Source organism: Desulfovibrio litoralis DSM 11393 (genome assembly GCF_900143255.1).
Classification (GTDB): Bacteria; Desulfobacterota; Desulfovibrionia; order Desulfovibrionales; family Desulfovibrionaceae; genus Frigididesulfovibrio_A; species Frigididesulfovibrio_A litoralis.
Window position 1 is genome coordinate 69,854 of record NZ_FRDI01000002.1, and the last position, 21,716, is coordinate 91,569.

General features: G+C 35.9%; 20 protein-coding genes and 1 tRNA gene. 4 read left to right on the forward strand and 17 right to left on the reverse strand.

Annotated features, from left to right (window positions below; translation table 11 throughout):
* The 12 genes from BT999_RS12460 to BT999_RS00375 all read right to left on the reverse strand — a co-directional run.
* The coding region (locus BT999_RS12460) for a hypothetical protein (RefSeq protein ID WP_178139290.1) at positions 1–746 on the reverse strand (746 nt) is incomplete at its 3' end.
* Between the two features lie 87 nt (positions 747–833).
* Positions 834–2,150: an adenylosuccinate lyase gene (gene purB / locus BT999_RS00325; protein ID WP_072695347.1), complete on the reverse strand. Its 1,317-nt coding sequence runs from the start codon at positions 2,148–2,150 to the stop codon at positions 834–836.
* 366 nt (positions 2,151–2,516) lie between these two features.
* On the reverse strand, positions 2,517–3,461 hold the full coding sequence (locus BT999_RS00330) for a DUF4349 domain-containing protein (protein ID WP_072695348.1): 945 nt from the start codon (positions 3,459–3,461) through the stop codon (positions 2,517–2,519).
* A 40-nt stretch (positions 3,462–3,501) separates the two neighbouring features.
* Positions 3,502–4,146, reverse strand: a complete 645-nt coding sequence (locus BT999_RS00335) for an ABC-type transport auxiliary lipoprotein family protein (protein ID WP_072695349.1) — start codon at positions 4,144–4,146, stop codon at positions 3,502–3,504.
* Positions 4,136–5,047 (reverse strand): MlaD family protein, encoded by a 912-nt coding sequence (locus tag BT999_RS00340; RefSeq protein ID WP_072695350.1) that lies wholly within the window; start codon positions 5,045–5,047, stop codon positions 4,136–4,138. The genes BT999_RS00335 and BT999_RS00340 overlap by 11 nt, the downstream gene beginning before the upstream one ends.
* A 44-nt stretch (positions 5,048–5,091) precedes the next feature.
* Complete coding sequence (locus BT999_RS00345; RefSeq protein ID WP_072695351.1) at positions 5,092–5,874, reverse strand: ABC transporter ATP-binding protein; 783 nt, start codon at positions 5,872–5,874, stop codon at positions 5,092–5,094.
* A 4-nt stretch (positions 5,875–5,878) separates the two neighbouring features.
* Positions 5,879–7,036 carry an MlaE family ABC transporter permease gene (locus BT999_RS00350; RefSeq protein ID WP_084650523.1) on the reverse strand — a complete coding sequence of 386 codons (1,158 nt, stop codon included), beginning with the start codon at positions 7,034–7,036 and terminating at the stop codon, positions 5,879–5,881.
* Positions 7,037–7,074: 38 nt separating this feature from the next.
* Positions 7,075–7,362 (reverse strand): hypothetical protein, encoded by a 288-nt coding sequence (locus tag BT999_RS00355; protein WP_072695352.1) that lies wholly within the window; start codon positions 7,360–7,362, stop codon positions 7,075–7,077.
* A gap of 386 nt (positions 7,363–7,748) precedes the next feature.
* Positions 7,749–7,994, reverse strand: a complete 246-nt coding sequence (locus BT999_RS00360) for a DMT family transporter (RefSeq protein WP_072695353.1) — start codon at positions 7,992–7,994, stop codon at positions 7,749–7,751.
* Positions 7,995–8,045: 51 nt separating this feature from the next.
* Complete coding sequence (locus BT999_RS00365) at positions 8,046–8,933, reverse strand: DMT family transporter (protein WP_245790970.1); 888 nt, start codon at positions 8,931–8,933, stop codon at positions 8,046–8,048.
* Positions 8,930–9,394 carry a pseudouridine synthase domain-containing protein gene (locus BT999_RS00370; protein WP_072695354.1) on the reverse strand — a complete coding sequence of 155 codons (465 nt, stop codon included), beginning with the start codon at positions 9,392–9,394 and terminating at the stop codon, positions 8,930–8,932. Before BT999_RS00370 ends, BT999_RS00365 begins: the two co-directional genes overlap by 4 nt.
* Positions 9,391–10,191, reverse strand: a complete 801-nt coding sequence (locus BT999_RS00375) for a pseudouridine synthase (RefSeq protein WP_072695355.1) — start codon at positions 10,189–10,191, stop codon at positions 9,391–9,393. Before BT999_RS00375 ends, BT999_RS00370 begins: the two co-directional genes overlap by 4 nt.
* 300 nt (positions 10,192–10,491) lie before the next feature.
* Here BT999_RS00375 and BT999_RS00380 point away from each other — a divergent pair, with 300 nt between their 5' ends.
* From BT999_RS00380 to BT999_RS12250, 4 genes are all read left to right on the forward strand, one after another.
* A complete protein-coding gene (locus tag BT999_RS00380; RefSeq protein ID WP_072695357.1) occupies positions 10,492–10,986 on the forward strand; it encodes a rubrerythrin family protein in 495 nt (164 codons plus the stop codon).
* Positions 10,987–11,449: 463 nt separating this feature from the next.
* Positions 11,450–11,542 (forward strand) — tRNA-Sec (locus tag BT999_RS00385).
* A gap of 263 nt (positions 11,543–11,805) precedes the next feature.
* Positions 11,806–13,011, forward strand: coding sequence for a tyrosine-type recombinase/integrase (locus tag BT999_RS00390; protein WP_072695359.1), 1,206 nt, complete (start codon positions 11,806–11,808; stop codon positions 13,009–13,011).
* 236 nt (positions 13,012–13,247) lie between these two features.
* Positions 13,248–13,415, forward strand: coding sequence for a transposase (locus BT999_RS12250; protein ID WP_084650524.1), 168 nt, complete (start codon positions 13,248–13,250; stop codon positions 13,413–13,415).
* Between the two features lie 94 nt (positions 13,416–13,509).
* On the opposite strand, the gene BT999_RS00400 is transcribed toward BT999_RS12250, so the two are convergent.
* The 5 genes from BT999_RS00400 to hpsG all read right to left on the reverse strand — a co-directional run bounded on the left by BT999_RS00400 (position 13,510) and on the right by hpsG (position 21,532).
* Entirely contained in the window at positions 13,510–14,892 is a 1,383-nt protein-coding gene (locus BT999_RS00400; RefSeq protein ID WP_072695361.1) for a sigma-54 interaction domain-containing protein, read from the reverse strand.
* A gap of 262 nt (positions 14,893–15,154) precedes the next feature.
* On the reverse strand, positions 15,155–16,471 hold the full coding sequence (locus BT999_RS00405; RefSeq protein WP_072695363.1) for an MFS transporter: 1,317 nt from the start codon (positions 16,469–16,471) through the stop codon (positions 15,155–15,157).
* 44 nt (positions 16,472–16,515) lie between these two features.
* Positions 16,516–17,355 (reverse strand): amidohydrolase family protein, encoded by an 840-nt coding sequence (locus tag BT999_RS00410; protein ID WP_072695365.1) that lies wholly within the window; start codon positions 17,353–17,355, stop codon positions 16,516–16,518.
* Between the two features lie 650 nt (positions 17,356–18,005).
* Positions 18,006–18,902, reverse strand: a complete 897-nt coding sequence (gene hpsH, locus BT999_RS00415; RefSeq protein ID WP_072695367.1) for a (2S)-3-sulfopropanediol dehydratase activating enzyme — start codon at positions 18,900–18,902, stop codon at positions 18,006–18,008.
* A 152-nt stretch (positions 18,903–19,054) separates the two neighbouring features.
* Positions 19,055–21,532, reverse strand: a complete 2,478-nt coding sequence (gene hpsG, locus BT999_RS00420; RefSeq protein ID WP_072695368.1) for a (2S)-3-sulfopropanediol dehydratase — start codon at positions 21,530–21,532, stop codon at positions 19,055–19,057.
* Positions 21,533–21,716 lie beyond the last annotated feature (184 nt).

The window sequence follows — 21,716 nt, forward strand, 5'->3', positions numbered from 1 at the left end:
AAGATATAGGCTGAACTGGGAAGGGTATAAGAGAAAAAATCTTTATTCAGTGAATCGTTTTTGAGACACTCATAAAATATTTCTTTTAAACTTTCTTTTGTGGTTGCCAAAGGTTGTTGGAAAAAAGCCTGTTCTGTTGTTGAGCTTATTGTCTGTAGAGCTAAAGGTTTTGATAAAAGCTCATTTAACTCTGTTAAATTTTCTTCGGTCAACATTGGGTTAAGGTAGTTTAGCGGAATACCGTTAGGGGTAAAATAATCTAACAAACTAGTTTGATTTTTAACAAAAGTGTCTGTTGTCGCAATCAGCAAATGTTCTGATAAAGATGCGTCGTTTAATATTGCGTTTAAAATAGTTCGGATAAGTTTATCGTCTTGGTTGACTTTATTGTGGAACTTAAAGTCATAGCAGGTAAGCTTTTCTTTTTGGCTTTGCTTTAAATTTAATGAATTCAACCATGCGGGTTCATAGCCCGTAACAATAATTTTTCTGACCCAAGGAAAGCCGTTTAGAAAAAATTTAAGAGACAGGGCGAAAAGTTCTTTTTGGTGTTTGAAATTTAGCTCTGAGTTTTGAGGCATTAAAACCAAGTCAACCTTAAAGTTAGGAGAGATCGATGTGCAAAGATTGTTTTTAACGGGTTTTTTGATCTCGCTACAAGACGCACAACAAGAAAACCAAGGGTGTTGCCTGATTAATGCGTTACGCAAAGTGCGTGAGAACGGACGAGATATAAATTGTAACATGGCTTTAACTTTTGTGTTTATTAAAAACAGCCCTGAAAAACATTTAATCTTTCAGGGCATTTTAAGTTGAATAATTTTTATTAGAGCTTAAGCTTTTTCTAAAACACGTTTGAAAATAGTATCTTCATGGCGTAAGTAATATTTTAAATCAAATATTTCCGACAGATCGCTTTGTTTTAAATATTTACGAATTTCAGTATCAGCATAAACTAAGTCGGTAAACGGAACCCCTTGTTGCCAACTTTGCATGGCACATTTTTGTACCATGACATAAGCTTCTTGGCGAGAGAGTTGTTTATCGCTTTTTCCGCCTTTTTCAATCAGGGCGGTTAAGACGCGTTGAGAAAAGAATAAACCGTGAGATAACCAAAGGTTACGTTCCATATTTTTAGGATAAATAACTAGATTGGCTATTAATTTAGTTAAACGGTTGAGTACATAATCTGTTAAAATGGTTGAGTCAGGCATAATGACACGTTCAACAGAAGAGTGGCTTATATCTCTTTCGTGCCAAAGAGGCATATTTTCCATAGAAGCTAAGGCGTTAGTACGGATAAGACGTGATAAGCCCGCCATATTTTCAGCAGAAATAGGGTTCTTTTTGTGTGGCATGGCGGAAGAGCCTTTTTGTCCCTTTCCAAAGCCTTCTTCTACTTCTAAAACTTCAGTACGTTGCAGGTGGCGTAATTCAACGCATAAACGTTCTACTCCGCCGGCTGTTAGTGCTAAGGCGGTAAAATAATCAGCGTATCTGTCGCGTGAAATAATTTGAGTGGAGACGGTTTCAACGCCAAGCCCCAATATTTCACAGATGCGTTTTTCAAGTTCAGGGTCAAGCATAGCGTAAGTTCCGACAGCACCGGAGATTTTTCCGACTTTGATCCCTTCGATGGCGTTGACAAATCTGGCTCTATGTCTTTGAAATTCAGCATAAAAACCTAAGATTTTAAGACCAAAACTTGTTGGTTCGGCGTGAATTCCGTGTGTACGTCCTATACAAAGTTGGCTTTTTGTTTTTAAAGCGAGTTCTTTCAAGGTTAAAAGTAAGCCGTCAAAAGCTTTTAAAATCATATTTCCGGCACGCACCAAGAGTAGGGCATTAGCCGTATCAACAATATCTGATGATGTACAACCAAGGTGAATAAAGCGTGCGGAAGGACCAACTTTTTCTTCAACAGCCGTCAAAAAAGCAATAACATCATGGCGAGTTTCTTCTTCAATTTCCAAAACTCTGTTAACGTCAAAGTCAGCTTTTTCTTTGATTTCTTTCATGGCTGCGTCGTCAATTATGCCCCGTTCATTCCAAGCTTGACAAACAGCCAACTCAACCTCAAGCCAAGCTCTTAATCGACTTTCTATAGTCCATAATGCACCCATTTCCGGTCTGGTATAACGCTCTATCATTTATTATCCTCATTATAATATTCAACTCTTCAAAGAGTTTTGTTAGATTCTTTTTTATATAAAATCTGACAACATTTAATAAATTAAAATCTTAGTATAAAACTTTAAACGTTTTAAAGCAATAATTTTAACGCAAAGTTTTTTGGTAATTTGGGTTTTGCTAGATTACTTTATGACGATTGCACAATAGTCGCAAAGCGGCTTTCTTTAGAAAGACACTCCAAAAAACACGAATAAGGACAATTTAATTTCCCTGTAAAATAAGTGTTTTTGTGTTTTAAAACGTTTTAACTATAGTATACAGAGCATAAAACTATGATAAAAGCACGCAACACAGAGTTTTGCAATGGTCTTACTTTATGACGTTTATTTTTTGGTTTGTTCCGGATAATTCACAAACTTTTGAATTAACTTAAAGCGATCAATTGCAAGTAGCAAGATAAACGCCGTTAAAGTTGCAAAAAAGAAAAGACTTAGTCCGGCAGTAAAGACGCCTGTTGCGTATAAAAAGGCTTCAATAGCTCTTGTAATTATACTTGTTGGGTGATGAATTACAAGTTGTTCTTCTGTCAAAGAAAAACGTACGGTAAAAAAGGCATTGATTTCATCAAACTCACCCAGTGAAACGCCAAGTGTTTGTAGTTCTTGTTCAACTTCAAGAATACGATTTTGCAATTTTATAAAATCTTCAATTTTTCCTTCATGTTTTTTTAATTCAACGAGGGAAGCTTTTGTACTTTCCAAAGAGGCTCTTTTTGCCTTTAAAGTTAGAAAGTGGTTTGTTCGGTCTTGTTTTTCGGTAGAAACGCTACGAACAGTACCTATTTTTTGGGCGGCTTCATAAAAAGTATCAAAGCTAGCAGGGGTAACACCGATAATTAAGTGAAGACGCCTTGAGCTTTTACGCCCTAAAGTTTGTTCATCTTGAATAATCGCTTTTTGTTCACTGATTAAATTGCGTATTTTCTTTTCATCTTCGTTAAAAGCTCGGGAGCTTGCATTAATCGAAGCTGTTTTTTCAAACTTTTGTTCACCTTTTTGTTTGTTGGAAAATGTATTTTCGCTAGGAGTATGTTCCACCATGGCAGAGATTGATGGTGCTTTTGCTGGTGCGGCATATGTTATACTTGCATAATTTTTCTTTGTTTGAGCGGGAACGGGATTGTTGTCGTAATATTCCAATTGCCAAGATTCACTTGTAGTAAGTCTTGGATTTTTATAAAAATCGTAAGCTAAAAAACAAAGGAAAAGTCCGATATATATTCCCAACATAATTAATAGAATACGCTTGATACGCATACCTAATGACATAGTTTTTCTCCTAATATACTAATAAATTTTTATGTAATTATTATTTTTTCTTTTTTGTTGTTTTGCTAAAAGTATTTTCCACAAAGCTGTTTGTTTCTTTTAATACTTCGCTCATACTGCTTTCCATAGCAATAATCATGCTTCTTAAAGTGCGGTCTGTTGCTTTTGTAGATTTTGTGATTTGCGTGGAACCTAAGATGCTTGCATCTCTCGTATTAATTATACGCAGGTGAAATGTTACGCTCGCTGTTGGAATTCCCCCGACCTCAGGGTAAGTAAATTGAAATTCTCTGACGCTGACTGTTAAACGATAATCAGGAAAAATTCCGCTAGTTTCGTCTAAAACGCCGTTGAGTATGTTACTTGTTTCAAGAGAGTCTAAGACGAGACGCTGAATTAATCTTGGAGCGGGGCTTGACCATTTTGCACCGCTTAAATAGCGTACAAGGTTTCCGTCAAAGATTAAGGCAATATTATCGGTATCTAAATCAAAACCGAGTTCGGGAATAGGAACGAGAACTTGATAAGGCAGGGGCGTTTCTCTTACCTTTTCGTTATTGATATTTAAAAGAACTCTATCGGGGGCAGGGCCTGCGTCTAAAATTCTGCCGATACAGCCACCAAAACTCAGCAAAGTTAAGACTAAAACAAAACTTAAGAATAGTTTTTTTATATTATTTTTCATTTTTTGCACTATACTCCGGTAAGGTATTTCCAAAGAAAAAGCGTCTTGGATCGCTTTCAAGTTTTAAGGCAACACGGTTTAAAGTTCCGAGTAATAATCTTGCTTCAGAAATGGCTCTGCGTGCGTCGTTTAAGCCTTCTGTCGCAAACAGGGTAATACTTGGTTCTGATTTTTTCAAAATGTTATTAATTGATTTTATCGTTTGGTTTAGTTCAGTTAGGGTTCCTTTTAGTTCTGTGTTGCTTAATTTATTTAGGTTATTGATTAATTTATTTAAGTCCTGACTTGCTTTCGCTAAATTGTTCATGGCAACAGGCATAGAGTCTGCTCCATTGGCGATGTTTGATAAGATTGTGTCTGTTGATTCTAGGATCTCTTTAATCGACTTTTGGTTTTCTTCGCTGAGCATAGCCTGAACATTTTGCATGGCTTTATTTGCCGCTGTGATCATTTCAGGGGCGTTACTCAAAAAAACGTCAAGAGGTGATGAAATAGTTTGTATCTTTGGTATTCTTTCTTGAGCGGTGGGAACTAAAAGGGGGCTTTCGGCGGAACCGCCGGAGATTGAAACAACCGCCAATCCGGTCATGCCTCTTGCTTCAAGTCTTGCGACAGAGTCTTTTCTGACCGGTGTATCATCGGAGATTTCAACCAGTACGTTAACCAAAGACGGATCTTTTTGGTCTAAATTTATACGACGAACTTGACCAACTCTTACCCCGTTAAACAGGGCATCGTTGCCGACAGAAAGACCACTTACGCTACCGCTGAAAACAGCCTCATACATCATCTGATCGTTTTGATTATTGTTTGAAGCACTCCATAGGCTAAAACTTATTAAGCCAACAATGCTTAATAAAGTAAAAAGTCCTACTAATGCGTAACTTGCGCGAATTTCCATTTTGCCTCCAAAGTGATTGGCAATATTAATATATTGTTGATAATTTAAAGTTTGTTTTTTTCTTGCGTTCCGGAGACTTCTCGTCCACGTTTTCCGTTAAAATATTCTTGAATCCAAGGTAGTGGAACTTGTTTAACCTCGTCAATTGTTCCGATAGCGGCGATTTTTTTTTCGGCTAAAACGGCAACACGATCGCTAATGGCAAATAAAGTATCTAAGTCGTGGGTTACAATACAGACGGTTAGACCGAGGGTTTCTTTTAAAGAAACTATAAGAGCGTCGAACGCTTCGGCGCTGATTGGATCTAGACCCGCCGTTGGTTCATCTAAAAATAAAAGTTCGGGGTCGAGAGCCAAAGCTCTTGCGAGACCGGCTCTTTTGATCATTCCGCCGGATAATTGAGAGGGGTATTTATCAGCGGAATTTTCGGGGAGTCCGACCATGCGTATTTTTAACATAGCTATTTCGTTAACTAATTTATTGTTTAAGTTTGTATATTCATTTAGTAGGGTAGCGATATTTTCTTTTACGGTTAAAGAAGAAAATAAAGCACCGCCTTGAAATAAAACGCCCCATCTTTTTCTTAATTTTTGAAGTTCGCTTTCACTCGCTTTTTGAATATTGGTATTAAAAACCGAAACAGTTCCGTGGGTTGGGTGTCTTAACCCTAACATACAGCGTAGCAAAACACTTTTTCCCGAACCGGATCCACCAATAAGGCTTAAAACTTCACCTTTATAAACATCAAGGTTTAAGTTTTTATGAACGGTATGTTTCCCAAAGCGGTTTGTGATATTATGCAATTTTATTATTGTAGCTTTATTCATTGTTTTAAAAACCTATGTTTTTATAAATAATTGCAAAAATAGCATTAATCACAATAACCATAAAAATAGATTCCACGACTGACTTTGTTGTAAGTTTTCCAACCGAATCGGCACTTCCCGTTGATTGAAAACCTTGATAACAACCGATAAGAGCAACAGCCAAGGCAAACACGGGGGTTTTTAAAAGACCCGCCCAGATACTGTTTGTTGAAATTACTTCTTGAAGGCGAGAGACAAAAGAGAATAAGTCCATATCAAAACTTATTTTTAAGGCAAACCAACCACCCAATAAACCTAGAATATTGGCGATAAAAACAAGTAAGGGCAGGGTAATAACAAGCCCCAAAACCCTCGGAATAACTAAATAGCGTATTGGTTCAAAGCCCGAAACGAGCATGGCGTCAATTTCTTGGTTGGCGACCATTGCCCCAATCTCTGCGGTATAAGACGAACCGGAACGTCCGGCAACAACAATCGCCGTCAACATCGGTCCGAGTTCTCTTAAAAGAGAGACAGACAAAAGATTTATGACAAAAGGTTGGGCCCCTAGTCTGGTTAATTGGTCGGCTGACATATAAGATAAGACCATACCGATTAAAAATGATAGTAAGCCGACAATCGGAACAGCCATAACTCCGGCTTGTTCCATATGATAAAAGACAGAAGTCCAACGCAGTTTCCACGGTTGAAGCAGTTCTTTAATAAGCTTAGTTACCAATAACCCGAGAAAAGCCAAAACTTGAACAAAGGTTTTGCATTCGTTAATAACACGTTCACCGATTTTGGTAAGAGTTACAAGTAAGGGTGAAACTTGTTCTTTTTCTTGTTTTTCTTCTTTTGTATTAACTAAGGTAAAGAGTTGTTCTTGGTTTTGGGTTGTGTTAATAAATTCTGTTTGAATACCTGATTTTTGTATTTTATTTTTTATTAAAGTAATAATTAAAGCACCGGCAGTATCTAACGAGTTTAACTCAGTACAATTTAACAGGCATTTATTTTTTTTTTTACTTTTTAATAAAGACACAAAACCTTTATTTTTGAGAGTCGAGTTTAACTCTTGATTAACAGTATCAAGGTTTAATACTCGCCAGTCTCCGAAAAATAACAGTTCGGCATTATTTGAACTCGGGTCAAGGTTGAGTTTAAATGAGGCTTGTTTCATATAAAGTGCAAATTTTGCGGGTAATAAATTGATATTTTTTAATATTCATCGTTGTACCATTCATGTTCCAAGTCGTCATTAAACGAATAATCTCTTACAAAAAAATAACTACGTTCATTTTCGTTAAAGATATTACCTGTTGCGGTAATGTTTGCGTTTAAGCGTTCTAAAAGATCGTTCCCCGCCCCTTTAGGGAGTATGATGTACTGTTCTCCGCTTGTGGTTACAAGGGATATTTTTGCGTTTTTTTCAAGTTCTTTGTCATTTTCGGCGATTATAGGTCTTATGTATCCTGTAACGGTAGACTTTATAGCTTCTTGGGTCATGTGTTAGTTGCTCTTTAAGAATACTTGTTTTTTTTGAATGACATAAAAAATAATATGCAAATTTATAATATAAAAAAATATAACAATCAAGATTTTTATCTTAAAAGACGGCTTAAAACAAGAATACAATAGTCTTAATTAAGACCATAGCACAACTTCGTTATGCGTGTGTTTTTCATTGTTTTATGTTCTGCAACACTAGCATGAAACGCCTTTAAGTCACGCAACTCACTTATTTTACAGGAAAATTAAATTTCACCCATTGTTTCGGGGATACCCTCAGAAGCCCCAAGTTCACTGGCATACAAAGGCAACGCATTGTTTTTATTAGTGTTTTTTGTAGTGTCTTTTTAACGAAAGCCACTACAATACTATTGTTAATAGTCTTAATTAAGTTTTTTGGGTTCTTTTAAGATAATCAAAAAGATCGCGAAAAATATTAAGCTGGCACCCAACAGACCTAAAGGCGGAAACAGCTCTCCCCACCACCACCAAGCAAGCAGCGAGGCGATAACCGGTTCAAGATTGGCGATTACAGCGACTTTTGTGGCATTTAAACGCATCATACCTTTGCAATAACTAAAATATGCAAGATAAGTAGATAAAAAACCCAAAAAAAACAAAATAGCCACAAAATTTTTATCTTATAGAGCGGGCTTAAAACAAGAATACAATAGTCTTAATTAAGTTTTTTTGGGTTCTTTTAAGATAATCAAAAAGATCGCGAAAAATATTAAGCTCGCACCCAACAGACCTAAAGGTGGAAATAGCTCTCCCCACCACCACCAAGCAAGTAGCGAAGCGATAACCGGTTCAAGGTTGGCGATTACTGCGACTTTTGTGGCGTTTAAACGCATCATACCTTTGCAATAACTAAAATATGCAAGATAAGTAGATAAAAAACCCAAAAAAAACAAAATAGCCCAAGCGGAGTTTGTTTTATTGGCAAACTCAGTAACGGGGAAAAGCGTTAATGCACCAAAAGGCAGACAATAAGCGTATAAAGTTATGGGAGAGTGTTTGCTTAAATATTTTTTGGTAAATACATAATGCAAAGAATAACAAAAACCGGCGAGCAGTCCACAGACTATTCCCGTTATGCTAATTTGAGTGTTTGAAGCGTTTCCGGAGCTACTTAATAAAACAACTCCTAAAAGAGCAATGAACACAGAAGTTGTTTTTATTTTAGTAAAAGGTTCGTTAAAAAACAGGGCGGAAAAAATAATTACCCAGATAGGGGCGGTATATAATAAAATAGCCGCTAAAGCCGCACCGCTTTCTTTAACCGCAATTTGATAAACAGTAAAAAGTATGGCGACTCCCACCACCCCAAAAAGAGAAAAGATAATTTTTTCTTTGAAAGTTGTGTGTAATAAATTACAGACTATAGCGTGGATTAAAAAAAATGCTCCACCAAAAACCGAACGCCAAAACGAAATTTCTTGAGGGCTTATTCCTTCCGCTAAAATAAACTTTGCTAAAGGACCAATAAGACCCCAACAAGTAGCGGCAAATAAAACAAAAATATAACCGCTGGTCGCCGATGGCATCTTGGCACTTAGTTTATTCATTTGTTTAGCCTAACAGAAGCATAAAGTGCTTTAATTTCTTGTTCGCTAAGCGAGCGAACTTTTCCCGTAGGTAAAGCAGCTAATTGGATTGGGCCATGCGATATACGACAAAGTTTAAGTATTGTTAAACCCAAATCACGACAAACTCTACGAATTTGGCGATTTAAGCCCTGAATCAAGGTCATTTTTATAATAGTATTTTCGTTGTTATGTAGGTAGCCAAAGAGGTGGCGATAATTATTGGTTTGTGGAGATAAAATTTCAACTTGCATAGGGGCGAGTTTGTCTCCCTCGCTTAAAGTCATACCTTTTTGCATAATATTTTGCATTTCAGGCGTAAGCTTACCATGCGCTAAAATAAACTTTGCTAAAGGACCAATAAGACCCCAACAAGTAGCGGCAAATAAAACAAAAATATAACCGCTGGTCGCCGATGGCATCTTGGCACTTAGTTTATTCATTTGTCTAGCCTAACAGAAGCATAAAGTGCTTTAATTTCTTGTTCGCTAAGTGAGCGAACTTTTCCCGTAGGTAAAGCAGCTAATTGGATTGGGCCATGCGATATACGACAAAGTTTAAGTATTGTTAAACCCAAATCACGACAAACTCTACGAATTTGGCGATTTAAGCCCTGAATCAAGGTCATTTTTATAATAGTATTTTCGTTGTTATGCAGGTAGCCAAAGAGGTGGCGATAATTATTGGTTTGTGGAGATAAAATTTCAACTTGCATAGGGGCGAGTTTGTCTCCCTCGCTTAACGTCATACCTTTTTGCATAATATTTTGCATTTCAGGCGTAAGTTTACCACGCACAGCGACAATATATTCTCTTTGTAAATTAAAAGAAGGGTGGGTGAGCCTATGTGTTAACTCACCGTCATCACTTAATAAAATTAGACCCTCAGAAAAATAATCAAGACGACCAACAGGATAAATTCTGCGTTTTTGATTGTTTGGCAGTTTTAAAAAAGTATCAGGCACAAGGTCTAAAACGGTTTTTCTACCCTCCGGATCTTTAGCTGTTGAGACAATTTCAATCGGCTTGTTGAGGAGTAGATAACAAAAATTTTCCGCTTGGGCGTTTTGGTTTAATTCGATTTTTCGTCCATTAATCAATATTGTGTCTTGACTTAAATCAACATCTTGACCTGTTTGTGCGGTTTCGCCGTTTATACGGACTTGTCCTTGGCTAATAAGTTCGTCCGCTTTACGCCTGGAACAAATGCCGGCTTGTGCTAAGGCTTTATTTATACGCATTATATTTTTCTTTTTGTTATGTTGTTTTTATCTTTATCTTTTTATAGAAAGCATAACTCAGTATAACTTAGTTAAATTTGTACAGCAAGTTTAAAATAGCTGTAAAAAGCCAAGGTTTGATTATTGTGGTTTTGCGATTTTTCTTATATGATGTTACGATATAGACAAATAATTTTTTATGCTTAATATAATGATAATATTTTTTTGTTTTTCTGCTTTACAAAATCTAAAGAATAGCTTAATAGTAATAATTGTTGTTAGTGTTAGTTAATTATAAACTTAAAATAAAAGGAAATTATTATGTCAAAAACACAAGAAAACTTAATGGCTGCCTTTGCCGGTGAATCTCAAGCTAACCGTAAATATTTAGCTTATGCTAAAAAAGCCGAGAGCGAAGGTTTTACTCAAGTTGCTAAACTTTTCCGTGCTGCTGCTGAAGCTGAAACCATTCATGCTCATGGTCATTTGCGTATTGCCGGCGGAATTCATTCTACTTTAGAAAACATTAAAGACGCTATTGCCGGTGAAACTCATGAGTTTACAAGCATGTATCCTCAAATGATCAAAGAAGCCGAAGCCGAAGGTAATAAAGCTGCGGCTACTTATTTTAAATTCGCTAATGAAGTAGAAGAAGTACACGCAAAACTTTATAAAAAAGCCCTAGAAGCCGAAGGCAAGCTTAAAGATGTAGATTATTATATCTGTAATGTTTGTGGCTATACTCACGAAGGTCCACACAATGATAAATGCCCTGTTTGTAAGGCGGGAGCAAACGCTTTTTATAAAGTAGATTAATTTTTTAGTTTTTATTTAACAAAAACGTCTGTTAGTAACAAAAACGCCTCTTGGTTTATAACTTTGGGGCGTTTTTTTAATGATACTATCAAAATACTTTTCCTAAACTCAAACCATTGCAAAACTCCGTTTTGCGTTCTTTGTCATCGTTATATGCTCTGTATGCACACAGTATGAAACGTCTTAAGCCACAAAAACCACTAATTTTACAGGAAAATTAAATTTTCCCTTTGTTTCAGGGGTATCCTCCGAAGCCCCCAAGTCCCCAAATCTCAATGGCAGGCAAAGCCAGCCTAGTGTCCTTATTCGTGGTTTTTGGAGTGTCTTTTTGACGAAAGCCACTTTGAGCCTATTGTGCAAAAGTCTCAACTCGTTTTTGCGAACAAAAGACTTGTTAAATTGTTCAACTTGTTTTATTAATTTTTTTCAGTCAAAAGATTGTTTCATTATTATAATAAAATTCGGAAGTGTTTCGTTACCGGTGTAACGCCTGGTCTTCAAAACCAGTGGACGGCTAATACCCGTTTGTAGGTTCGACTCCTATGCACTTCCGCCAAATAGAGTTTTATAAAGCCCCGTAAAGTCCAAAAAGCCTTACGGGGCTTTGCTTTTGTGGGGGTTGGTTGTTTGATGGTGTCCAGTGGAATCCATTGACATACCAACAATTTGTTGGTATTAATGTTGGTATGTTGAGCTTGTTGAGAGCGTTAATTTGTAAATACCAACAAATGTTAAGAGTCTTAAATAACAAAGTTTTTTTAAGTGTTGTTGGTATTTTTGTTTCTTTAACTTATAATTTAAAGATAGAGTACCAACATTATGAAATTAACAGACACGCTTTTACGCAGTTTAAAAGCTCCTGATAAAGTACAAAAACTAACAGATGGTGGTGGCTTGTATTTGCAGGTTGAACCAAAAGGCGGGAAGCTTTGGCGTTTGGCTTATCGATTTGGTGGCAAACAAAAAACGTTAGCTTTTGGTGCATATCCAGCAGTTTCTTTAAAAGAAGCTAGAAAAAGGCGAGATGAGGCTAAAGAACTTATAGCGAATGGAGTAGACCCTAGTGAACAAAAAAAGGTTGAAAAAGCTAAAACAGTAGCAAAGCAAAAAGAGTTAGTTTCTACTTTTGAATCTGTCGGGCGTGAATGGTTTAATAAAAGAACAGTGCATTTAACAGAAGAATATAGAAAACAAATTTTATCACGCATAGAAAACCAAATATTTCCTTATATTGGAACAAAATTAATCTCTAACTTAGAACCAGCTGATATTTTGTTTGCTGTTAGTCATGCAGAAAAAAAAGGAGCTATCGAAACGGCTCATAGACTTGTACAAATATCTGGGCAAATTTGCAGATATGCTCGCCTTGCTGGGTATTGCAAGTATGATATTACCGCTGGTTTGACAGAAGCCTTACCTAAAGTTCAAACAAAACATCTTGCATCAATAACAGACCCTAAAGAGTTGAGTTTACTTTTGCAGTCGATAGAGAATTATCAAGGTGATCTTAGCGTAGTTTATGCTTTAAAAATATTACCTTATGTTTTTGTGCGTTCAAATGAACTAAGGGGAGCTAGGTGGGCGGAGATTGACTTTAAAACAGCGGAATGGGTTATTCCAGCTGGACGCATGAAAATGAAAACAGTGCATGTGGTGCCATTGGCAAGTCAAGTATTAAAACTTTTAGAGGAATTACAGCCTCATTCTGGACATAGTGAATTTTTATTTATCAGTCCTGCCAGTGCCAGCAATCCTATTAGCGATATGGGCTTATTAAATGCTTTACGTCGTATGGGCTATCAACGAGGCGAGATGACAATTCATGGCTTTCGTTCGACTGCTAGTACGCTGTTAAATGGAATGGGGTATAATTCAGATTGGATTGAACGCCAACTTGCACATTGTGAAAGAAACGCAGTAAGAAAAGCCTATAACCATGCCGAATACTTGCCAGAACGTAAAAAGATGATGCAAAAATGGGCTGATTATTTGGATGGGTTGAGAGAAAAGACAACTCAAAGTTAAATACATAGTAATATTTAATAAAATAAATCCAAACAAGTGCAAATTCCTAAAGGTAGCAATTAATCATATAACTATTTGCAATTACTGAATATAAAAGTATTAAATTTTAAAAGGTGTCGGTAGCGTGTCGGCTCTTTTTTTAGGAAAATAGCATTTAATACCAGTGTTTACTTCCCCTAAAATAGGCCCATTTCAAAAGAGAGACTTTTAGTCCAAAGTGCGGACAGGAGTTTTCTATGAAAAAGACAAAATTTAGTGAATTTCAGATTGTTAAAATTTTAAAACAGGCAGAGGCTGGGCGGACTGTGGTTGATGTTTGCCGTGAATACGGCGTTAGCAGTGCTGCTTTTTGTCGTTGGAAATCCCAAGATAGTGGATGGAGACGGCTAATATTAAGCGAATGAAGGAGTTTTAATCGTAAAATACTAAGCTAAAACAGATGGTTGTAGGAATTAGTCTCGAATGCAAAATGCTTAAAGACGTTATCGAAAAAAATCTTTAATACTTCTTTTTCTCTTGCCCTTCAATTTCTTTAACCTTGCGGAAAATTGTGCTTCTATCAACCTGAAAGTTTTTAGCGAGCTCTGTAATATTGCCATAGCGTTTTAAACCCGCTTTTATTACAGAGGTTTCAAGGTCTTTCATAATATCTTTAAAAGATCTACCTTCTATTTCTAAAGAGCCTACATTCAATAAATCTGCTTCTGTCTTATTATTAAAGGCTTTAGTTATAGGCAGATCCATGGCTTCAACAAGGGGATTTTTCCCCGTTATTACTAACCCTTGAATCATGTTTTCTAACTCGCGCACGTTTCCTGGCCAAGTATAGTGTTGTAACAGATGTTGGGCATCTTCGCTAAAAGTTATTTTTTTATTATATTTATTACAAAACAGATTTAAAAAATAAGTTGCTAAAGGAAGAATATCGTCTTTTCTTTTACGCAAAGGTGGAATTGTTAACACAGCAACTTTTAAGCGATAGTATAAATCGCTACGAAAACGCCCCTTCGCCACTTCTTTTTCTAAATCTCTGTTGGTTGCGGCGATAATGCGTGCATCAATAAACTTAGAACTTGTAGAGCCGACTCTCATTACTTCTTTGTCTTGTAAAAATCTGAGTAAACGAGATTGGGTGCTAAGCGGAAGTTCTCCAATTTCATCTAAAAACAAAGAACCAGAAGCAGCAGCTTCAATAAGACCCACCTTACCATTTTTATTCGCACCAGAAAAAGTACCTGTTGCGTAACCAAATAATTCTGTTTCGATTAAATTTTCAGGAATACTCCCGCAATCTACTTTAATAAATACTTTATCTGCTCTTAAGCTATTAGCATGTACAGCTCTTGCAACAACATCTTTACCAACGCCAGTTTCACCTAACAATAAAACAGTTGCATCGGTATCTGCGATAGTTTCGACTTCTGCATACAATTTTCTCATTGCAAGGCTATTAGAGACTTTGGGAGTTTCTCTATTTTGACCTTGTAATATTTTAAATGTTGTTAATAACTCTTTTTGTGAAGCTATTTTTTGACGTAAGTTAGTTAGTGCCGTTATATCTCTCATAAAAGTAACAACAAAAGCTACATTACCGTCTTTATCAAAAACAGGGTTTCCGTCTAAAACCAAAGTGCGACCATTAGAAATATTTTGCACTCGCGTAATAGCCTGTTTGGTTTGAACAATTTCTGGATTTAATACAACATCAAAAACACCATTACGCATCATTTCGACAACAGAGCTACCAACCATTTCTTCTTTAGGTATACCAGTTAACTCAGTATTTTTTTTATTCACTAATATAATAATACCATTTTTATCAGAAATGGAAATTGCGTCACTAAACGCATCACATAGTTGGTGTAAATAATTTTTTAACATTATATAATTACCTTAAAGATATATTTAATAAATTAATCAAGTAGTTGAATTTTTTAAAAAGACCATTAACAAAGACCATAGTTAAACTTTTTGATAACTATCAGTCAACATTCCTCTTTAACAAAAACCCTTTGTTATAAAAGAAATTAACTCCTATTACAACAAAGGGAATAGCTTAGCTATAAACTATCTTGATTTTTATTTTTTAGAAATAAGACAATGGTTATAACTTATATTTAACTAATTAATTATATTAATTATATTAATTATGTCCATCTAATAATTGTTGTTTTCTCATGCGAGCCATCCATACGGTACAGGCAGCACTCATAATAGCAACAACAAGAAGATAGATACAAAGGAACCAAGGTTGGTGGTCGTTCCATTCTGTTAAAGTAATAGCAATCATTGGAGTAAGACCCGATGCAAAAATAGCTGTAAATTGATAAACAAAAGAGATACCAGAATAACGCACAGAAGCATCAAAACTTTCAGAGAATAAACCGGCCATTGTGCCAAATACAGCAGCATGGAAGATACCAAAAGGTATACCTAATGCTAATGTAACTAGCATGAAGTGATCAGGGTAGTTATTCAGAATCCAAAAAGCCGGAAAACTTAAAATACCTACCATCAATGCCGAACCACCATAAATTTTTGCTTTACCTATTTTATCAGCAACAGCACCCCAAAAAGGAATACACAGCGTCATAACAATAGCCGCAATCATCAAGGAGCTTAGGGCTACGTCTCGGTGAATATTATGGGTTGTTGTTAAATATGTTAAAGAATACACACCAAATACGTTAAAAGAGACACCGTCGATAAAACGTGCCCCCATACAAGCAATCATCATCTTAGGATAACGCTTAAACGCATCTAAAAGAGGATATTTCACTTCTGGTCTTTGTTCTTTAGCTTCTTTAAAATCTTGAGTTTCATGTATAGAGCTTCTCATATAAGAACCAACAGCCAGAAGCACCGCACTCGCAATAAACGCAAGGCGCCAACCCCAGCTTAAAAACGCTTCATCACTTAAAGTAGCAGAGAGAAGAGCAATAACACCAGTAGCGAGTAATAAGCCTAACGACATACCAATTTGCGGTAAACTACCATAAAACGCACGTTTGCTCGCTGGAGCAGATTCAAAAGACATTAAAACAGCCCCACCCCATTCGCCACCTAAGCCCAAACCTTGAGCTAAACGACAAATAATAAGTAAAATAGGAGCCCATATACCGATCTGTTCATAGCTTGGAATCAAACCAATACCAACAGTTGCAACACCCATAATTTGTAAGGTCAAAATAAGTACTTTTTTTCTACCTATTTTATCGCCAAAGTGTCCAAAAACAATACCACCCAAAGGGCGAGCCACAAAGCCTATAGCAAAAGTAGCAAAAGCCAATAAAGTTCCAACGGTTGGGTCAAAAGATGGAAAGTATAAGTGGTTAAAAAATAAACTAGCCACAACGCCGTATAAAAAGAAGTCATACCATTCTATAACAGCCCCTAATATAGATGATATTACAATTTTACGAAGGTTTTTATCTTGGTCAAATTCGGTAGTATTGCTCATATTTTATTTCCTTTTTTATTTCCTTTTATCGATAGTTTAAAGAATTAATTTGTTATGCCAAGTAGTTTTGCGGCGTTATTATACATAATATTTTCTAAAACATCTTTTTTAAACGCTAAACTCTTATAAAGAGCTATTTGTTTTTTAAAATCAAGAAACGGTGAGGCACTAGCAAAAATCATTTTATCACCAATCAAAGTATTTGCGGCTTTTATGTATCCTTCAGAAAAAGGAGTTTCTTCGTATTCTGAAATTTCCATAAAAACATTTTTGTGGCGATGAACAACCATAATCACTTCATTAACCCAAGGGTAACAACCATGACTTATAACAATCTTTAAATCAGGAAAGTCACAGGCAACTCTATCTATATGCTTAGGGTGTGCATCTTCCATCACAGCATTTTTAACTAAAGTCGCGGGTCCAGTTGTAATAACAATTGGAATATTTAATTCACAGCATTTTGAATAAATTGGATAGTATTTAGCATGATCAGCAGGAATACGAGCCAGATATGGGTCTGTTGCTACTCCTTTCATGCCATGTTCCAGCACCATTTTATTTAAGCCATAAACAGCTTTCATCCCTTTATGTGGGTCTACACCAGCAAACCCAATAAATAAATCAGGGTGTTTTTGCATTAATGCCAAAACACCTTGGTCGCCAGAGGTTAAGCCATAGGTCGTTTCAGCATCACGACTAGTAACAACACCTTTTACAACATTCATAGCACGGAGATCATTCACTATATCATCTAACTCTTGGGGGTTAGCACGTTCGGCATAGTTGAATAACTCAAACATATCACCGAAAACTTTATGGTTTAACATTCCCGCAACAGCATCAGGAGTATTAGGGCGGAAACGAAAGTCAATTATTTTCACAAGTTAACGACCTCTCAAAAATATAAAATTATATAAAGGACAAAACGAGAAACCTTCTTAAAACAAGACAACTCTAATGTATATTAGCAAATACAATGCCACTGTGAAAAAAATCTCAATATAAAACAATAAATCTATTTATGTAGTATTTATATATTAGAATTTTATTAAAATTATATACATTTCAAGACATTATAGCGTTAATGCGTTCTTTTTTGCTCTTTTTGTTTTAAAAATTTAATAACTCAAATAAGCTTCTAGCTTTAACTGTTTAGAAAAAATTAACAGATTGATAAGCATTACTGTTATATATAAAAAAAATATAATAAAATAAGCATGTTAAGAAAGAGATTTAACATAGCTTTTGTTATTTTTTTTCGTTGCAAAAAAACACAAATATTTTACTGCCAAACATTAATTAGGCATACACACAACAATTAAGAATTTCTTACATTAAGCATTGCAAAAAAACACAGGAGTATTCGTTTTTTTATGTTTTTTTACATCAATATAAATAAGTTACGGTGTAGCTATTAAATCAGTTTGTTAATCTATATAAATGCGAAAATGCAACAGAGTATATAAAATACTATGTTGCATTTTTTTCTTTATTTATTTGAGTTATATTTTGAAAATATTTTGTAATAGACTCATATAATTAATTGTTTTAATGTTTCCATCTCTTGAGGTGCTAATGCTTTACCGTGCATTTCATAATTACGCCCAAGATATGAATATTTTGGTTCACCCATTCTATGATATTCCAACAATTCATAACTAATATTTGGCGTTTTAGGTAAAAAGTTGCGAATAGCAATAATATCTTCTTGAGTATTATTAAAACCAGGTACAACAGGAGTGCGCACGAGTATTTTTAAGTTGGGAAAGTCCTCGCAAACTTTTTTAAAATTTTCTAAAATAAGCTTGTTCCCAACTCCTGTAAATTCTTTATGTTTTTCAGAAGAAAGACTTTTAATGTCATATATTAATGTTTGTAAATATTGGCAGGCTTCAGCGAGTCTTTTGTAGGGATAATGCCCACAAGTTTCTATTACTGCATTGATATGGCGAACTTTTGCTTCTCTCAACAGCGCATTAACAAACTCTGGTTGCATTAACACCTCACCGCCACTAAGAGTTAAACCTCCACCAGAACGAGAATAAAACACACCATCTTCTTCAACACGGCGTAATACTTGATCAACGGTCATTTCTTCGCCATACACCGTTTGGGCCCCAGAAGGGCAGGCATTGGCACACTTAAAACAAGACTGACATTTAGAAAAGTCATTAAACAATAAACCATCAATATTTTGTATCGTTCCAAATGAGCAAGATTGTACACAACGCCCACAAATTTCAGCACTTAAACAACGCATCGGGTTATAAGCTTTTTCAATGGCTAGCTTTTGAGATTCTGGGTTGCTACACCATTTACATTTTAACGGACAACCCTTTAAAAAAACTAAAGTTCTGATGCCTTTTCCATCGTGTACTGAAAATTTTTGTATGTTAAAAACAATACCTTTTTGGTTTTTATCTAACATATTATAATCCTTTGAAATTATTATTTTTCATTTAAAGGCTTAAGCGAAAAAACTGTAAATCTAAAAAGAGTACTGCCACTTTGAACGTTTTCTGGAATTTCAAAGTGGCAGTGGTTAGAGGGTTATTATCTATTGTGTGTGTTTACTTTTAATTAGATGCTTGCATGTTCAGTGCGGTCAATAATATCATTTTGTAAGTCTTTAGATAAATCACAGAAATAAGCACTATAACCAGCGATACGCACTAAAAGGCTACGGTAGTTATCAGGCTCAGCTTGGGCAGCCACAAGAGTTTGGCGGTTTACAATGTTAAATTGTAAGTGCCACAATTTCAGATCACACCAAGTACGGATAATATTTACGATTTTTTCAGTGCCATCATGTCCGGATACACTCTTAGGAGAAAGCTTAATGTTAAGCAAACGAGAAGCACGGTTTTTTAAACCATAGTTTTTAGTATGATAGTTAGACAAGAGAACAGCGGTTGGTCCGTTTTTATCTGCACCATGAGAAGCTGAAGAACCATCTGAAAGAGCTGTCCATGCTCTACGTCCGTTAGGAGTCGCAGAGACGACCTTGCCGAAAGGCACGTGAGAGGTGATTGGTACATAGCGTACGTCGCAGTTGACACCACGTTCGTCAGAATATTTTTTAGCATAAACTTGGGTAATATGGTCAATGTCTTTTGCTATGCTGTCAACATACGGGTCATTGTTGCCATAACAAGGAGCGTTACGAAGCATTTCGCGTACAGGTTCATAACCTTCAAAGTTATTTCTTAAAGCAGAAACAACTTCTTTCATTGTGAGTTTTTTCTCTTCAAATACTAACTTTTTAATAGCAGATAAAGAGTCAACAACAGTGCCATAACCTAAGAATTCAAAATAGGAAAAGTCTAAACCGCCCTCAATTTTTTGAGACTGTAGGTCTTTAGCCTTGTCCATACAAAGGTCATGCATTACTGATGCAAAAGGGCTAGCAAAGTGTTCAGGGCGTAAACAATCAACAATATATTGTTGTTTAAAAGCTTTTTTGAGTAAGTTCATGTGTTGTGCTTTGTAAGCATCATAGAAACTTTCCCAGCTATCAAACTTAGTAACATCACCAGTTTCAACGCCAATTACTTGGTCGCCATATTTCAACATATGCCCGTTATACATTAGCATTTCTAACGCAGTGGCAAAGTTGATGTAAACACAACCAGAAGTATAAGTTTCGTGGTTTGGCAGACGAGCTTCTGTGCATCCAGACACTGAGTAGTCTAATGCTGCTTCCATTGGTGCACCTTTAATGGCATAAAGAGGCACAACTTCTTCATCGTTAATCAGCTTAGGGAAACCAGAACCGTCTTTAACAGTTAATGCAATCTCTTTCAGAAAACGCTCTGGGGAACGAGAGTGAATACGAGTAGCTAAATCAGGGTAGTTGAGCGGGAATTCACGTTTAGATTCAAGAAATAAATAAGACAAATCGTTAGTAGCGTCTTCGCCTTCTGGAGTTTGACCGCCAATTGTTACAGCTTCCCAGTGAGCATAACCTTCGTTAAATTCATTACCGGTGGGGTTAATATAAAGATCAATAAATTGAGCCATTTCAACCCACATGCATTCAAGCAATTCTTTAGCTTCTTTGTTAGTAATACGACCTTCTTCAATATCTTTTTTGAAATAAGGAAATAAGTATTGATCCATACGACCATTTGAAATAATCGCACTAGATTTTTGTTCAATACGTGAGAACATTTGAACAAACCATTGGCTTTGAATTGCTTCACGGAAGTTAGTAGCAGGGTGAGCAGGTACTTTTTCGCAAATATCAGCCATTTCTAATAATTCTTTTTTACGTTTAGGGTCGCTTTCTTGAGCAGCAAGAGTACGAGCCAAATCAGCATGACGCTTAGACCAAATCATAAAAGCATCACAAACAATAATCATGGCTTCATAAAATGGTTTTTTATCCCAACCTTGAACAGGACTGTCTTGGTCTAGTTGAGCCATTTTTGCACGTGCTTCAGCTTGAATATTGAGCATACCACGACTTAAAACTTTTTCATAATCATGCACCCATTGTAAGGCTGAGCGATAAGAAGAAGTTTCACTTACAACAAACTTAGATTTTAACCCCTGATCATCATCATAAGTTACGCCACGTAAATCTTCAGGCATAGCATTGTTTAAATGTTCGTGATAAGTTTTACCTTCCCAGTAAGGAGCGATTTCATCTAAAATGATGTTAATATCTGTATCGGAAATTTTAAAAGGACTTTTTTCGCGATTAGGTAGATCCTTCATAACAACAGCGTAAAAATCGCCATCAATTTCAGGATATAAAATACCATAACGTCCAAATTGACCTGCACGACCAGCAATAAGCTGATCAGGAGTAATATATACAGTCATTTTTTCTGCAATATGCTTTAGAGCTTTAGCCCAGCGTAAGGTTAAAAGCTGACCTTCTGTTTGCTTCATAGATTCAGTAAAATAACGGGCACGTTCAACATCAATGATAGGTATTTGGAACAAAATACGATCAAGAATTTTATAAATACGCTCACGACCTTTACGGTTAGTGGATTTTTCTAGAATACGCTCTTCCTGTGGAGAGAGGCAAAGATTTTCACAACAAGACATAATATTTCTCCTGAAAATTTTTTATATATGGGAACACAGTGCTTGTGATTTTTATCCCAATCGGTAATGTTTAATTAGCATCTTCTGTGCCAAAGATAAATATTCTATATTAACAGCATGTTATACGTGTTTGTAATGTTTTCTTATCTAAGCAATATATTGATGAATTTATTGCAATACAACA